At 47.2% G+C, this 15636-nt stretch carries 14 protein-coding genes; 4 read left to right on the forward strand and 10 right to left on the reverse strand.

Annotation, left to right across the window (positions count from 1 at the left end; genetic code table 11):
* Both Q0369_RS05050 and Q0369_RS05055 read right to left on the reverse strand, forming a co-directional pair.
* Positions 1-2029, reverse strand: a 2029-nt coding sequence (locus Q0369_RS05050; RefSeq protein ID WP_298096842.1) for a DUF1007 family protein, incomplete at its 3' end; no start/stop codon positions are given.
* A 3-nt stretch (positions 2030-2032) separates the two neighbouring features.
* Positions 2033-2959, reverse strand: a complete 927-nt coding sequence (locus Q0369_RS05055) for a zinc ABC transporter substrate-binding protein (RefSeq protein ID WP_298096846.1) — start codon at positions 2957-2959, stop codon at positions 2033-2035.
* A 113-nt stretch (positions 2960-3072) separates the two neighbouring features.
* Here Q0369_RS05055 and Q0369_RS05060 point away from each other — a divergent pair, with 113 nt between their 5' ends.
* Both Q0369_RS05060 and Q0369_RS05065 read left to right on the forward strand, forming a co-directional pair.
* Entirely contained in the window at positions 3073-3426 is a 354-nt protein-coding gene (locus Q0369_RS05060) for an HTH domain-containing protein (RefSeq protein ID WP_298096849.1), read from the forward strand.
* 134 nt (positions 3427-3560) lie between these two features.
* Positions 3561-4001 carry a hypothetical protein gene (locus Q0369_RS05065; RefSeq protein ID WP_298096852.1) on the forward strand — a complete coding sequence of 147 codons (441 nt, stop codon included), beginning with the start codon at positions 3561-3563 and terminating at the stop codon, positions 3999-4001.
* A gap of 854 nt (positions 4002-4855) precedes the next feature.
* Here the strand turns inward: Q0369_RS05065 and Q0369_RS05070 are convergent.
* From Q0369_RS05070 to rpmB, 4 genes are all read right to left on the reverse strand, one after another.
* A complete protein-coding gene (locus tag Q0369_RS05070) occupies positions 4856-5086 on the reverse strand; it encodes a YdcH family protein (protein WP_005873127.1) in 231 nt (76 codons plus the stop codon).
* A 246-nt stretch (positions 5087-5332) separates the two neighbouring features.
* Entirely contained in the window at positions 5333-6526 is a 1194-nt protein-coding gene (gene argJ, locus Q0369_RS05075) for a bifunctional glutamate N-acetyltransferase/amino-acid acetyltransferase ArgJ (protein ID WP_298096855.1), read from the reverse strand.
* Entirely contained in the window at positions 6519-7649 is a 1131-nt protein-coding gene (locus tag Q0369_RS05080; protein ID WP_297960908.1) for a potassium channel protein, read from the reverse strand. The genes argJ and Q0369_RS05080 overlap by 8 nt, the downstream gene beginning before the upstream one ends.
* An 18-nt stretch (positions 7650-7667) precedes the next feature.
* Positions 7668-7859, reverse strand: coding sequence for a 50S ribosomal protein L28 (gene rpmB / locus Q0369_RS05085; protein ID WP_040304421.1), 192 nt, complete (start codon positions 7857-7859; stop codon positions 7668-7670).
* Between the two features lie 145 nt (positions 7860-8004).
* Here rpmB and rpe point away from each other — a divergent pair, with 145 nt between their 5' ends.
* Positions 8005-8646, forward strand: a complete 642-nt coding sequence (gene rpe, locus Q0369_RS05090; protein WP_298096858.1) for a ribulose-phosphate 3-epimerase — start codon at positions 8005-8007, stop codon at positions 8644-8646.
* Between the two features lie 20 nt (positions 8647-8666).
* The gene (locus Q0369_RS05095) at positions 8667-9473 is read left to right on the forward strand and encodes a 3'-5' exonuclease (protein ID WP_298096861.1); all 807 of its coding nucleotides are present in this window, start codon (positions 8667-8669) and stop codon (positions 9471-9473) included.
* Between the two features lie 1315 nt (positions 9474-10788).
* Here the strand turns inward: Q0369_RS05095 and Q0369_RS05100 are convergent.
* From Q0369_RS05100 to Q0369_RS05115, 4 genes are all read right to left on the reverse strand, one after another.
* The gene (locus Q0369_RS05100) at positions 10789-10914 is read right to left on the reverse strand and encodes a hypothetical protein (protein WP_298096864.1); all 126 of its coding nucleotides are present in this window, start codon (positions 10912-10914) and stop codon (positions 10789-10791) included.
* Between the two features lie 276 nt (positions 10915-11190).
* Positions 11191-12327: a glycerate kinase gene (locus Q0369_RS05105; protein WP_298096867.1), complete on the reverse strand. Its 1137-nt coding sequence runs from the start codon at positions 12325-12327 to the stop codon at positions 11191-11193.
* Between the two features lie 394 nt (positions 12328-12721).
* Positions 12722-14098, reverse strand: a complete 1377-nt coding sequence (locus Q0369_RS05110) for a GntP family permease (RefSeq protein WP_298096870.1) — start codon at positions 14096-14098, stop codon at positions 12722-12724.
* Positions 14099-15247: 1149 nt separating this feature from the next.
* A partial coding sequence (locus Q0369_RS05115) for a Sua5/YciO/YrdC/YwlC family protein (protein ID WP_298096873.1) occupies positions 15248-15636 on the reverse strand: 389 nt, incomplete at its 5' end.

Here is a 15636-nt window from a genome sequence, read left to right on the forward strand (position 1 = left end):
AAAGCGCGGCTAAAAATATCACGACGCTCATCCCAAAACCGATGAAAAGCGCACTTGCGACGCTAAGCGCGAAGCTTCCGAGGCTGAAGGCAAGCACGAAAATAAGGATCGTGCCGGGGCAGGGCACAAGCGCCGCTGCAAGCGCGATAAGCCACTCGCGACCTTTCTCGCCGCCGCCAGTCGCGCCATTTTGCAGCGAGCGAGACGAGGGTTGGTTTTTGAAATTTGTAGAATTTAAAGCCTTTTTTTGCTCGTTTTGGCTAGGCGAGTTTTCTTGTAAATTTGCGGTTAAATTTGAATCCGAATTTAGCTCTGCCGTTGCGGCGCCTAAATTTTTAGCATCCAAATACTGCGCGGATTCGCCGCTTTGGATATTAAATTTAGAAAATTTATAACTCTTTGACGCTACGTGAGCGGAATCCCTGGTGTTTGCAAATGCCGTATTTTTTAAGTGCGCGTCCGTTTCTGCGGTGTTTGCGGCGGAAGCGCAAGCGGCGCAGGAGCAGCCCGCATCGTGGCGAGCGCCCGACGATCTTACGCGGCGAGCTTTGTCGTAGATGATGAGCGCAGTTATGACGATGATCAGAAGCGCCGAAATTTTCGTGGTGATCGAGGCGGAGTTTGCAGAGACGAGCCCTGCGACATTTTGCAGTACGAACATGCTCGCGCTTACTAAAACGAGCGCTCCTAGTACGTGTAGAAGCCCGATTTTAAGGGCAAATCCGAAGGCTTTGACGTAGCTGCCGCCATGGGCTAGGAAATAGCTCGCCGTTAGCAGCTTCGCGTGCCCAGGACCCGCCGCGTGGAAAAAGCCGTATATGAAAGAAAGCGCCAAGACCCATAGGATGGTGCTCGCGCTTGCATGCTCGCTGCTTGCGCGAAACGCCGTTTTGAGACTTTTCATAAAATCCATCGTCTTTTGCGCGACAAATCCCAGCGAGACCTCTTTGTGCTGCTCGCTTGAAATCTCGTCGCTACCGGATGTGGCGCCGTTTTTGCTCGCGCTATTTTGCTCTAAATTTAAAGAACTCTCCTCGGGCGGTGTCGCGAGATTTTGCGTAGAATGCACGGAATTTAAAGAATTATCTCGCCTCGCAGCAAAATTTTCGCTCACGCCTTTATCTGCAAGCGCCGTAGAATTTGCGGGACCACCTTTTGCTTGCGCGTCCTTTTTGGCGGCTTTATTGATCTGCGCGATAGCATCCGAAGCGGCGATATTTTTTTGCGCCTCCGCAGTCGCCTCCGAAACTATGTCGCCGACGGATCTTTGGTTTGATCTGCGTGCTGAGCTGGAATTCGGTTTAGCTTGGCCGCCTTGCACAAGTTTATCCTCTGAGCTCGCAAGGCTCTGCTGGCTAGATGCAAGACCGCTCTGCGTTAAATCAGAGCTCGGCGCGCTTGAAATCGGCGGTTTTTTATCTGCGATCTTTGGCTTTTCGCCGCTAAATTCTATAAAAGTGGTGGCTAAATTTGAATTAGGCTTCGCTACAAAGCCCTCGCCCAGATTAATGGGCTTATCGTCAAGCATTTTGAAATTGAAAAATCCCTGATCGTCGTTAATGGAAATTTTAAGAACGCGACCGTTTCGCAGCTCGAAGCCGACCTTTTGATCAAATTCAAACACGAGTCTGCCCTTTTTGATGAGGCTTATTGCGTTTTTAAAATTTCCCTTGATCTGCGTGCCTACGAGGTTGCTAAGCGCAGGCTTTGCGTTTTTTGGCGCTTGATCGTAGAATTCCGCCTCGCAAAGATAGTTTTTGGGGGTTAGATAATCGGTCATCGCCTTAGTTATCTCGGCAAGCTCGCTATTTTCAAGCTTGCCGTTGGAATTTATATCGTAGGTCTGCATTATGACGTCGGTAAAATTTTGAGAGAAAAGCCACGAAAAATGCAGGCTCACGATCTTGCCGTCTTGTGCGACAGGGGTAATGCTAACGTGCGCAGTAGGCGTGTATAGGGCGCACAGAGCGCACGCAAATATCCGCGAGCTAAAGATCGCGGATAAAAGTAAAATTTTAATAAATTTCATCAACTACAAATTTTCTCCGAAAACGTCGATCGTCTTTTTCATCGTCTTGTACCAATCTAGCGGCAGCTGATCGATCTCCATTACCTTTGCGCCTGTTTGCGCGGCGATAGTTTGCGCTGCCTTTTTGGAAAACTGCGGTGCGACGAAAATCACCTTGATCTTTTCCTCTTTGGCTTCCTCGATTAGCTCAGCCAAATCCGCAGGCTTAGGCTCTTTGCCCTCTACTTCGACTGCGATCTGCTCCAAATCGTATCGGTGCGCGAAATAGCCCCAAGACGGATGATAAACCATAAATTTCTTTCCCTTGACGCCCGCTAATTTCTGCTTTGCGTAATCGTCTAGCTCGTCAAGCTTTTTAGCAAATTTATCGAAATTTGCTTCATAAATTTTAGCATTCTTAGGATACTGTTTGGTTAACGCGTCTTTAATATTTTTAGCTTGAATTTTTACAAGCTGCGGATCGAGCCATATATGTGGGTCTAAGCCGCCGTGATGGTGATGGTGCTCGTGCGCCTCGTGGTCTTTGTCGCCATGCTCATGATGCGCGTCATGATCGTGATCATCGTGATGTGCGCTATGATCATGTTCGTCGTGATGGTGATGCTCTGCCATAGCCATTTTGGTAATGCCATCTTCTGTGCGGATTATCTTCATCTTCGGATACGATGCGGCAAGCTTTGGTAGCCAGACTTCATCAAATTCTATACCGACTGCAAAATACAGATCGCTATTTTCTAGCATTTTCATCTCCGAAGGCTTAGGCTCGTATGTGTGCGGATCGGCGCCTTTGCCGACCATCGTATTTACCTGCAAAGTATCACCTGCGATCTGTTCAACAAAATACTTCGTAGGAAGTATGGTCGTGGTGACCGTAGGTTTGGCGAATGCTACGCAACTAGCTGCTAAAAGCGTGAAAACAAGCTTTTTCATAAAATTCCTTTCCAAAAAAATTGCGGAAGTATATCAAAAGCAACTTAGTTGCAACTTAATATAAATTTATCTAAATTTCGCTATCATCGCTTAAATTTTAAAAAAGGCGTAAAATGGATCCCAAAGATTTTTTAGCGAGTCACGATATCGCTCCTACAGCGCTTAGAGTGCATATCGTGCAGATCCTAAGCGAGAAAAAATGCCCGGTAAGCTATGATGAACTAGTAGAACAAACGGGTGCGAATAAAACCACGATATATCGCAATATAGCGCTTTTGGAAGAAAAAAATTTGATAATTACCAGCGAAAATAATCATAAAAGCTTTTATGAGCTCACCGACGGCGCAAAAGCGTATTTTGTCTGCGAAAACTGCCATAAAATGGAGGAGATTTCGATGCCAGCTTTGCCACAAAAAAATGTCAAAAGTGTACTCGTGCGAGGATTGTGCGACGAATGCGGCGGCTGAGGCGGGAAATTTAATAAAAAGCGCTCAAAGAAACTTAGCTAAAACGCTAGGGCAAAATTTAACCGATTTTTAACGGATTTTTATAAAACAAACGATATAATCCGAGCGTTTCATATTTTAAAAGGGAAAATTTAGTGAATAAAAACGATACGATAAAAGCAATAGAGAAGTTTGTAAGTTCTCAAGAAATGACGATGTTTCGCCTGAAAAAGGGTATCTACGGCGATGCGATGAAAAACCTGGATCAGGTTTTTACGCCGTATAAGGAGTTTGCCGAGTTTTTCAAAAATCCCGCAAATAGACTGCAAGAGCTGTTAGGCAACATCGCGTACGAATCGATTTTAAACTACACTGAAGCAGGGCTATCACACTGTGAGAAGATCCACTCGATCTATTTTGCGGAATCCAAAGGATTTTTCAAAAGCGGGCTAAAGTATATCGAGCCTGATGCGACCGCGAGAGAAAGAGCCAAGAGCTATTACGACAAATTGCTGGAAAATAATGAGAAGCTTAACGAATATATCGATATCGGCTTGCAAAGGCTACATGGCTTAGAAGCGAAGGTTTTTGAGTAGGCTAGGTTAGCTTTGGGATTTGATTTGCGCGGCGAAATTCTATCGCAAATTCTTGGCGCTTAAAATTCTATGATTAAATTTCATACCTTTTACAGATTTCACTTATACTATTTAATTCCGCGTTAGCGCCGCTTTTAATTGCACATATGGTAATAGGGCGGCTTGAGCAATTCCGTGGCGGTAGGCATTATCCGATACGATCAAAGAAATAATCTAAATTTTTAAAGCTCAACGAAGCGGGTTAAAATAAGCAAGCTTGGCTAAATTCCGTGGAAGCGACTAAAGCAGGCTCTAACATAAACTAGTGCTTAGTTGGAGGTATGAATTTAAAATTTCGCGGTTAACGCGAACGAGAATTTAAAATTCTAGCGCTACTTTAGATTCCTTCGAAATGCAGAATTTTAAAGTAGGTATTGCGCCCGCAATAAGCAAAACGCAAGATTTGAAATTTTCTAAAAATGCTCGCTGCAAAGTAAAAATTTAAGAGCCAGGCTGCAGGGCGACGCAGCGTAAATTTTAATTTACTCTGTAGCGCAAAAGTGCATTCAGCAAGAAATATTTTGGAAGCGGAAGGGGCGATAGAGAGCCGAGATGAGTTATATTTATCGTGCTAATTGCATTATAGATATCTACAGTTATGTAGCCGATACGTAAAAATTATTTAGAGGTGTCAAGGTGGGAGCGTGCGGTATAAATTTTAACTCGTTTTGGCGCGCTGTTTTTATTTATCGCGCGCGGCAAATTTAAGCGGTTAAACTTATTGCGATTAGAAAATTCTAAACGCAGATTAAAGCTTAGCGGCGAAATCAGCCTTCCTAGCACTCTGCTGCATCTTAATTTCGCCGCTAAGAACTTTATTTATCTGCCTTTTCGGCTTTATATTGCGCTAGCAAGCTGCCTAGCTCATCTTTTATGCGAAGCTTTTCTTTCTTCATCGCATCAATCTCCAGATCGCTCATATGCACTCTGCCGGCCTGCGCGTCGGCGATCTTGTGATCCAGCTCGTCGTGCTTCTCAAAAAGCGAATCAAATCGTGCGTTTTTGCCTTTTAACTCAGTGATTAAATCTCTGTATTCATGAAACATGCCTACTCCTTTGAAAAATTTATTTAAGTATATCAATAAAGCGCTTAAAACCTAATTTTAGCTATCAAATTTAGACTGAATTTCACGCATGAGATTCCAGATTTTAAGAGGTAGAATTTTTAGCCTTTAAAAATTTAAAACAGGCAAATTTAAATGATAAAATTTTAAGAGCAGAGCTTTAAAGCCCTGCTGCTATTCGCTATTTTCGAGACGAGATTTTTAGGTTATGAAGCGAGCTGTGAATCTTTATGATCTATAATCGGCGTTGATTTTTACGTAGTCGTAGCTAAGATCGCAGCCGTATGCGCTAAACTCGCCGTCTCCGAGCCCTAAATCGCACCAGATCGTAAAGCTTTTTTGCTGCATCACGGCGTGAGCCGCAGCCTCGCGCGCGGCGTCCAGCTCGCGATTTTGCGCATCATAAAGCAGCACGTCGTCGTATTTGATACGCAGCTTTTCTTCATCGCATTCGATGCCGCAGGCGCCTATGGTCGAGGCTATGCGACCCCAATTCGGATCTTCGCCGAAGATCGCCGTTTTAACAAGCGGCGAATTGCTTAGCGCCTTCGCCGCCGTGCGAGCGTCTTCGGCATTTGCGGCACCGCTTACTTTAAATCGCACCAGCTTGGTTGCGCCTTCGCCGTCTTTTACCAGCATCAGCGCAAGCTCGCGCGTCAGGGTGTTTAGTGCGGACGCGAAAGCGTCCTTTTCATAGGCGCATTTCGCGCTGCAGCAGAGCATAATCGTATCGTTGGTGGAGGTGTCGCCGTCGACGCTTACTGTGTTGAAACTCTGCTCCGCCGCTTTTTTTAGCAGCTCGTCCATATCCGCGCGTGGGATTTTTGCGTCGGTTAGGACGAAGCAGAGCATGGTCGCAAGCGCGGGATTGATCATGCCTGCGCCCTTGCAAACGGCCGCGATGTGAAATTTCTCGCCGTTTTCTAAAGAAATTTCATATGCAAGCTCCTTTTTTATCGTATCTGTCGTCATAATGGCGGTGGCTAGGGCGTCCGAGTTTCGCGCCGAGAGGTTAAAATTTTGCGCGGCGGCGATAATTTTTTCCTTTTTAAGGCGGTATCCGATGACGCCGGTGGAGCTCATGATGGGGTTTATCAGAGAGATTTTTTTGCCAAGCTCGCTAAAAATTTCATCGATATCGGCGATTCCTTGCTCTCCGGTCATCGAGTTTGCGTTTTTAGAATTTACGAGGATAAAATTTGTTTTAAGCTCCCCGCCCGCGCGCTCTTGCGCCCTTTTGAAATGCCTAATCGGCGCGGCTTGAAATTTATTGCTCGTAAAGATCGCGCTTACGGCAAAGGGCTCGTCCGCGCGGATAAATCCCAGATCGTTCCCCTGTTTTTTAAAACCCGAATTTATGCCGTCAAAATAAAAGCCCTCGACGTTTTGCAAACCGCCCTCAAGCTTAGTTATTTTAAACATATCTCATCTCCTGTGGCTTGTATTTGCTGCGGATGAGTTTTTTAGTGTTGCGGATGCCCTCTGCCGTGCCGATGACTAAAAATTTCACCCCAGTACCGATGAGGTAGTCGCCATCCGGCATCGGAATGAAGCGGCTGTTGGGCTCTTTGATTCCCACGACGTCGGCGTTTGTAAAATCGCGCAAGCGAGTTTCTTTTAGACGCTTAAAGCGGATCCACGAAAAATCGGGCACCGTAATCTCCTCGATATCGATAAGCGAGTCCTTTTTATACAAAAATCGCTCCAAAATATTTTCCATATCAGGGCGTACACTAATCGCCGAAAGCCTTTGTGCGGCGAGCTTGGATGGCGAGACGATAGAATTTGCGCCGAGTTTTTTTAGCCTCTGCGTGTCGCTGTCATCATCGCTATTTGCCATGATGAAGTATGGGGTGATGCGACCAAGCTCCTTTTCGTATAGGCGCACCAGCGAGATTATCGCGATATTATCGGCTAAATTTGGACTTAGTGTGATGACGGATTTTGCAGATGACAGATGGGCTTTTAGCATCGTGGTTTCTACATGCGGTTCTCCTACGATGAAATATGGATAGCGGTTTTCTTCGGCGATTTTAGCTAGAGCGGGATCGGGGTCGATCACGACAAAAGGCAGATGATTTTCGCGAAACTGCTTGGCAAGCTCGGCGCAGTAGATGTTGTTGTAACAGATAATGTAGTGGTTTTTGAGCCTTGCGATGTTATTGATCATTCGTTGCTCCCTAAGTAAATTTTGAAGTTTGCCGTTTTTTATGACCTCGACAACGACGCCCAGGCAAAACGAAAAAGTTCCAAAGCCCATGAGGATGAATAAGACGGTAAAAATTCTACCCGCGGGCGATATCGGCGCTACTTCGGTAAAGCCTACCGTCGTAAAGGTCATGCCTGCTTGATAAAAGGCGTCTACGAGCGAAAAGCCCGCTATAAAGACGTAGCCTAATGTGCCGATTAGCATCATCAATACGATGGTTATCAGCGGTAAGCGGAATGGGCGTAGCTGGTCGTAAATTTCTGTGTAGAGGTTGATGTCCGGCTTAGTCGAGCCGGACCAGTCGAGGAATCGCTTGATCTTGTCCAAAACAGACATAAATTCCTCTTTAAGAGGTTATTTTGATTGTTTTTTCATAGTTCGTAGAGTTGAGGCGGCGACTTTGATTCGTCTGGTTGAGCCGTCTTCTAGCTGAACGCGGATGGTGCGTAGATTGACCTGGAATTTCTTTTTGGTTCTGTTATTTGCGTGGCTGACGTTATTGCCTACCATCGCACCTTTGCCGGTGATTGCGCATCTTCTTGCCATAATAAATCCTTGATGATTAAAATAAATGGCAATTATAGCGAAAAAATTTCAAATTATGCTTAAAATCCGCTGCGGTTTAAATTTAGCGAAATTTATGACAAAACTAAGTAAAATTTCGCATCTTGAAATTTTATAAGGAATCTTAATGTATGTAGCACCCAGCATTTTATCGGCGGATTTCGGCAGGCTCGCGGAGGAAATTCGCGCAGTCTGCGAAGCGGGCGCCGATCTCATTCACGTAGACGTGATGGACGGACATTTCGTACCCAATCTCACGATCGGACCGCTTGTAGCGAGCGCCGTGGCAAAGGCGAGCAGCAAGCCTTTAGATATCCATTTGATGGTCAAAAACGTGCCGTTTTTCGCCGATCTTTTTTTGCCGCTAAAGCCGAAATTTCTTAGCTTCCACATCGAGGAGGAGCAGCACCCGCTGCGCCTCATAGATCATATACGCCGCAGCGGCGTCTCGCCCGCGGTCGTGCTAAATCCGCATACTCCGCTTAGCGCGCTGGAGTTTGTCTTGAGCGAGGTCGATATGGTGCTTTTGATGAGCGTCAATCCGGGCTTTGGAGGGCAGAAATTTATCCCCTCGGCGCTTGAGAAAATTAAGCAGCTGCGCGAGTTGATAGATCGCAAAGGCGCAAAATGCCTCATCGAGGTCGACGGCGGCGTAAACGGGCTGAATATCGCAGATATCGACGAAGCGGGCGCCGACGTCGTGGTAGCGGGCAATTACATATTTTCTTCAAACGACTACGTAGAGGCGATCCGTGCGCTTAAAATTTAGGCGCGGCACAGGGTAAAATTTTGACGCATAGAATCGAAAATCTCATAAATTTACTGGCTCAAAAGAGCATAAATTATTACGATTTTATCTCAAAAGCAAGCGATATTGCCGAAATTACCGAGCTTTTCGAACCCAAAGACCTCTCGATGTGGCGGGCGCTGGGCATAGAGATAATAAAGCTAGATAACGGCAAAATCACGCTCAAAACCCGTGAGACGGATATTTTGGATGAAATTTTTTGCTTTGTGGACATCGAGACGAACGGCGGGCTCTCAAACGGCCAGATCATCGAAATCGGCGCGATAAAAACGCGCGGTACGCAGGAGCTGGATCGCTTCGAGAGCTTCGTTTACGCGCCCGTCGTGCCCGAAAATATCACGGAGCTTACGGGGATCCGCTCGGACGATCTGGTGGGCGCACCGCCGCTAGCTAGCGTGCTGGAGCGATTTAGACTGTTTTTAGGCGATAGCGTTTTTGTGGCGCACAACGTCAAATTTGACTACGGCTTCATCGACGCGAGCCTGCAAAAATGCGGCTTTGGAATGCTTTTAAATCGCAGGCTCTGCACCGTCGAGCTCGCGCGCCGCACGATCGAGGCACAAAGATACGGGCTCGGCTCGCTAAAAGAGCTTTTAGGCGTGCAAAACGTCCACCACCGCGCATTTAGCGACGCCATTTCCTGCTTTGAAATTTTTAAATTCGCTCTAAAGCGGCTGCCGTGGAGCGTGCAAAGCACCGAGGATCTGATACTTTTTAGCAAAACCGCAAAGAGCCTGGTGTTGTCTAAGCCGCAGATTTCGGAGCGCGGCGAGGGCGAAATTTTATAAATCGCATGCCGAATTAAGAGATGAAATTTTAGCGAAATTTCTCGCCGCCGTTTGAGAGATAAAATTTGCGCTTTTAAGCGGCGGTGCAAATTTAAAGCGCTACTGCGGCGAGATGTGATTGCGAGCGAACCGAAACGGCGCGAATTTAAGCAGGTGCAGTTTTAAATCGCATTGCGATCGCACCAAATTTAAGTGTAAATGCCCGCAGCGGCGCCCTCCGCGTATGCCGGCTAGGCGGGATCATGCGATTTTAATTTGCTCGGGCGGGTGCGGCAGCGAATGCTCGCGGAGCCTTTTTGCTTTCGCGGTTTTGATCTTTGCGGCGATAAATTTTGCGCCCGCCCGCGGTTTTACAACCTTGCTTCGGGCGAATTTTATGAGCGCTCGTAGTCGCGCGGATGCGTCCTAAGCGCCGCGCACTTTAAATTTTAATTTAGCCCAGGCGCGCAAATTCGATGCTTTAAACTCTAAAATCAATAAATTTTGCCCGCGCCCGTCCGTCTTTTGCGTCCCAAAAGCGATAAATTTGGCGCGCCCACACTGCCGCCGCAGATACGCTAGGCGCGAGGGTTTTCTGCATTCGCCGCTTAGAATTTTGAGATTTGATTTTAGCTTGACGATCTGGTCGGTACGTGCCCGTGCCGCAAATTTTAAAATGGAGCTTTATAAAATTTTTTGGTGCCGACCGAAAATGAAATTTTACAAATTTTTATCACAAAACACAGCGTGATCGGAGCAAATTTAAACGCGAGCCTGGCTCTGTCGTAGCGGCGTACGGAGACCGCATCCGCACTAAATTTAGCGATAAGCAAATCCGCGATCTTAATAATACAAATTTACACAGACGCAGCTCGCCTCTCATCAAAGCGTCATCGGAGGGCTGATGGCTTTGCGAGCAAGCGGAGTAATGCGCCGCCGTCATCTTTGCAAGAAGCGTAATCTTGCGATTGAGCGGTCTTTCCCGTCTCAATACGGACATATCGCGAGCTAAAATTTAAATGGAATTTCATAAAGCGCGGCGCTGCTTTTAAATTTACGTTGCAAATCTCATAGGCTGCGAATACGGCGGTCAAATTTTAAAATTCTATCTGTTTTAATCATGTCTTGCGGAATGCATTGCGAGGGACCGCGAGCCGCTTGATTGGAAAATGAGTTTTAGATCGCGCCTTGCGTATGTATCGCGCGGTAAAATAAATTTTTACGCCGCTGCGTTACTGCTGAGCCACTCGCCGTCTTACCTCCTGTCCTATTGCTCCGTATTTTCAAACGCGCTAGAATTTCAGCAAAGCTACGTTTTAATGCAAAATTTATCCACTTACTGCGGTTTGCGGCGGATGAAATTCTGCCGCCCGTCGTAAGCTGTGCGCAGTATCTGCTCGCCGCGCATGCATGTCATAGCCCGTATTCTCTTGCCGCAAACCGCCGCTTTACCAACGTCCATCGTTGTAGGCTCTCGCCTGCTTCTTCGCGTATATTTTTGCGCCTTGCAAGCTGTGCGTCACCCCATCTGCGTCAAGATCGCGCCGTGCCTTTAAAGCACGCAAATCTATCCTGCATAAAATTTCGCTTCTTCGCCGTGCTCGCCTCCTGTCGCACTTTGTCGTGCTTGTTTGTTGTGAGCCGTCGCCGTCTTATTTCGCAACCGCACCTGCCACGCATACATACCGCGCTCGCTGCTAATTTTAGCGCCTGTGCTTTAAATTTCAGTCTAAAAGCCCTATTTGGCGCCGCGTCCGAGCAGAAACAATCTCACCGCTTGTTCGGCGACGCGGGCTAAATTTTGCGTCGCAACGGCGGGCTCCATCGCGCGCTCAAGGCTCATAGGCTCGTTTAAAACGCTGAAAAACGCGCCGATGCCGTGCTCGTTGCAGCCGCCGGCACAGGGCGAGATACCGCCTGCCAGCGCGATTACGGGCACGCCGTAAGAAGCAGCAATCTTTGCGACACCGCAAGGGGTTTTACCCATCGAGCTTTGAAAATCGAGCCTTCCTTCGCCTGTGATGACGAGCTCGACGCCTTTCATATCGCGATCTAGCCCGATCTCTTCGGTGATGATATCGATGCCAGGCTTAAGCGTCGCGTTTAGAAAGCTCACGAAGCCAAAGCCTAGCCCGCCGGCAGCTCCTGCTCCGGGGCTATTCCAAAGCTCGCGTCCGAGGTGCTTGCTTACGACGCTTGCAAAATTTATAAGTCCTGCATCGAGTTGCTTTACCATCGCTGCATCCGCGCCCTTTTGCGGGGCGTAAATATATGCTGCGCCGTTTTCGCCAAAAAGCGGATTATCTACGTCGCAGGCGATAAGAAACTCGCATTCTTTAAGATGCGGCAGCATCGAAGTGCAATCTATCGTGGCGAATTTAATCAGATCCTCGCCCGCTCCCGCAAGCTCTGCGCCATTTGCATCTTTAAATTTAAAGCCGAGCGCGCGCAGCATCCCCATGCCCGCGTCATTCGTAGCACTTCCGCCGATGCCGATGATAAACTTTCGCGCGCCGTGCGCAATCGCATGCGCTATCATCTCGCCAAAGCCGTAGGTGCTCGTTTTTAGTGGGTTGCGGCGCGATTTTTCGATGAGCGGCAGACCCGATGCGGACGCCATTTCTAAGATGCCTAGCTCGCCTTTTAAGGCGTAGCGCGCGGGCGTTTTTTCGCCTAACGGATTTGCTACGATGACGTCCATGAACTTAGCTTTTAGCGCGTCTGCAAGGGCTTCAACGCTTCCTTCGCCGCCATCTGCGATAGGTTTGACGAGCACCTCGCAGCCTAGCTTTTCGATGCCTGATTTTACGGCGTTGCCTGCCTCAAGCGAACTAAGCGAGCCCTTAAACGAGTCGATCGCGACTAAAACTTTCATATTTTTCCTTTAGCTGGTATTTTAAAATTTTGGAATTTTACAGCGCGTAGGCTAAATTTACGATGACAAGACTGAAGCAAGAGTATAATTTTAAAATCTCGTTGCCAAATTTATGGGGCAAATTTTAAAATTTCATGTCGTGGAATTTTAGAATTCTGTAAGCCACAGAATTTCGGCTAAATTTTAAAATTCTGTAGCGATAGAATTTTAAAATTTTGCTCCTTGAGGCTTTGTGTGTAAATTTAAAACTATGTTAAGCGAAATTTTAATACTAGAGTATTTACGCAGTGCGGGCTAGCTACGTAAATTTAAAGAATTTTATGTAGCTAGCCGCTGGTAGATGCCATATTGCACTCCGCACTGATTTAGCGCTGTAGCGGCTAAATAAGCTAGCCTAGATCAAAAACAGCGACAAAACCCACACGCTGATCATGCCCGTAATGCCCATAATTAGCGTAAGCATAGTTTGGGTGCGGTAACCTTGCTGCGGATTCATCTTGCTGAAATTTGTAACGACCCAAAAGTAGCTGTCATTAGCGTGCGAAACCGTCATCGCGCCCGCTGCGATCGCCATTACCACAAGCGCGCCGGACATTTCGGAGGTGAAGCCCAACACCTGCATCAGCGAGCCGTCTGCGTTAAACGCCCCCATAATCGAAGCGGTAGTGATGATCGCAACGGTGGAGCTTCCTTGTGCGGTTTTTAAGACGGCCGAGATTAAGAATGGGAAGAAAATCCCAGCAGCTTTAATCGCAGTCGCATTGTCCTTGATGTAGGTTACGAAGCCGGCGTCGGTGATGACCTTGCCCAGCACTCCGCCCGCTGCGGTTATAAAGAGGATCGGACCTACGATTTTTAAGGATTCGTTGGTGATCTCGTTAAATTCGCCTAGTTTGCCGGTTTGCACGAGTAAAAATACCGCAAAAACTACGCCCAAGGCTAGCGCGATGATAGGATTTCCTAAAAATTGCGAAATTTCGCCCGCAAATCCGCCTACTTTTAGGATCTTGGCGACGGAGCCCAGCGCCATAAATAGGATCGGCACCAAAATAGGGGCTAAGCTTAAAAATCCGCCAGGTAATTTGCCGTATTGCTTAAGCAGATCGTCGTAGCTTTTGGCGATGACTTCATTGGCTTCAGCTTCGCTTATATGGACGCTTTTGGCGACTTTTTTAGAAAAAAAGTATGTGGCGATCAGCACCGGCAAGGACACTACCGCGCCCATTGCGATTACGAGCAGTAGATTGCCGCCTAGACCTACGGCGCCTGCTGCGGCGATCGGTCCGGGAGTCGGCGGGATGAATACGTGCGAGGCATAAAGTCCGCCGGAGAGCGCTACTGCCAGAGCGACCGGATTTTCGCCGATTTTTTTGCTGATCGCTTCTCGAATCGGATTTAAAACGACGAAGCCGCTGTCGCAAAATACGGGGATACCCACGATCCAGCCCATTATGAGCATCGCAAGCTCGGGGCGCTTTTGTCCGACTACGTTTACGACCATATCGGCGAGTTTGAGCGCCGCGCCGGTCTTTTCGAGCACGGTGCCGATGAGCGCGCCGAAGATTATGACGATACCGATACTCTTAAACGTGCCGCTGAATCCGTCGCCGATAATCGCGGGGATCTTGGCTAGCGGTATGCCCGCAACGATCGCGAGCGCCAGGGAGATAAGCATTAGCGCCAAAAACGGGTGAACGCCTGCTTTGGAGATCAAAAAAATCATCACGACGACCGCTATGGCGAAGCAGATGATTAACGCAACACCGCTCATAAAAGCTCCTTGAATGGATTTAATTTGCCCGCAAGCGGTTTAAATTTAAGCCGTTTGCGCTTCAAATTTAATGCGGTAATTTTAGCGAAATTTTAATATAAAGCAAGAATGGCGGCGCTAAATTCATGAAAATTTATGATTTATGCGGGATGAAAACTAGCTAGCGGAATTTATCGGTTGGAGTTTATCGGTGCCGCGCGGCGAGAGCGGTTAAAATTTTAAAATTTGCAGCGTTTGCTTTGATATGCTGTTTGTTTTAATGCGCTACGCGGTGGGCGGAGGAAATTTTATCGAAGATCGGTCGCCGCGGTGCAGCAATGTGGCGACCGCTTGCGCTTTACGCGCAGCTTGGCGGCTGGGCGGCGTGAGCGAGGCGGACGCTTTGCGGCGCTTGCTACGGCGGAAGCAGTGAAGATAGAGCGCAATAGCCGCGGCGGCGATAGCGGCGATGAAAGGTGATAGTATCGGCAGCGGCGGGACTTTTGATATACAATCGGCGATGATAGAATTTTGATCGCAAACTACTTGCAGCAGCGATAAAATTTTTAATTGAAACTATCGGAAGAAACGGCGGTCGAATTTTATTAAAACTATTGGCGCAGCGGCGAAATTTTGATTTTAGCGGCGCCAGAGGAGCTTTTTTTAAAGATCAAATTTTAATCAAAGGCAAAAGCGGCGTCGGTGGAGCTTCGATCAAAACGGCGCATAGCGGCTCGGATAAAAACCGGCGGCAATGCCTGATCTCTAAAATTTTAATCAAGAATGCTCGGGATGCGAGAATTTCTAGCGATAATCTTAGCTCGCCCGAGTTAAAATTTTGATTGAGTATATGGCGATAGAATTTCATTCAAAGCTAGCAGTAGTGAAATTTTGTGGCTTCGAGAATGGCAGTAATTTTACTATTTGAAGGCAACGAAAAAAAAAGGGGGGGGGATTTACAGCTTTTTATATGATTTTTCTGAGAGGTTGCCGTGATCCTTTCGCGATTTTTAAAATTTCAGACGGTATTTGTGCAGTTTATATGTGACGAAATTTTATGGCTAGGTGAAATTTATAGAGCCATTTAAATTTACAAAGTCGCTTAAATTTATAAGCTACTGCGCCTCTTTTTTGTGTGCTCTTAGCACGCATAAATTTTAATCGGCAGCTCTATCTAATCCGCAAAATTTTAGTTTTTGAGATTTTATAAATTTTCGAGCTTTCGTTTTGGCTGAAATTTTGATCTACGACCTCGTCAGCTGCCGCTTTCGCCCAGGCTTCATCGAAATTTTGCCCGTTTAAATTTGCGCTGCTGGAGTAGAGCCAGTCAAATTTACGTAAAAACTCCTCGTGAGCACACCCTTTTACGACGCGCACGGCCTTGGCGTTTGGGTATAAAAACGTTGTCTTTCTCGCGCGACGCACTAAATTTTTAAATTTAGCGGGCACGCGAGCGAGATTTTTTAGCTCGCTAAGCTTTGCCGTCGTTATGAGGCAGGGTTTATCCGCCGCTCGGCGTTTGAGTGCGTTTATCTCGCGAAAATCCTTACTCAAAAATC

Source organism: uncultured Campylobacter sp., assembly GCF_938030685.1.
Lineage (GTDB): Bacteria > Campylobacterota > Campylobacteria > Campylobacterales > Campylobacteraceae > Campylobacter_B.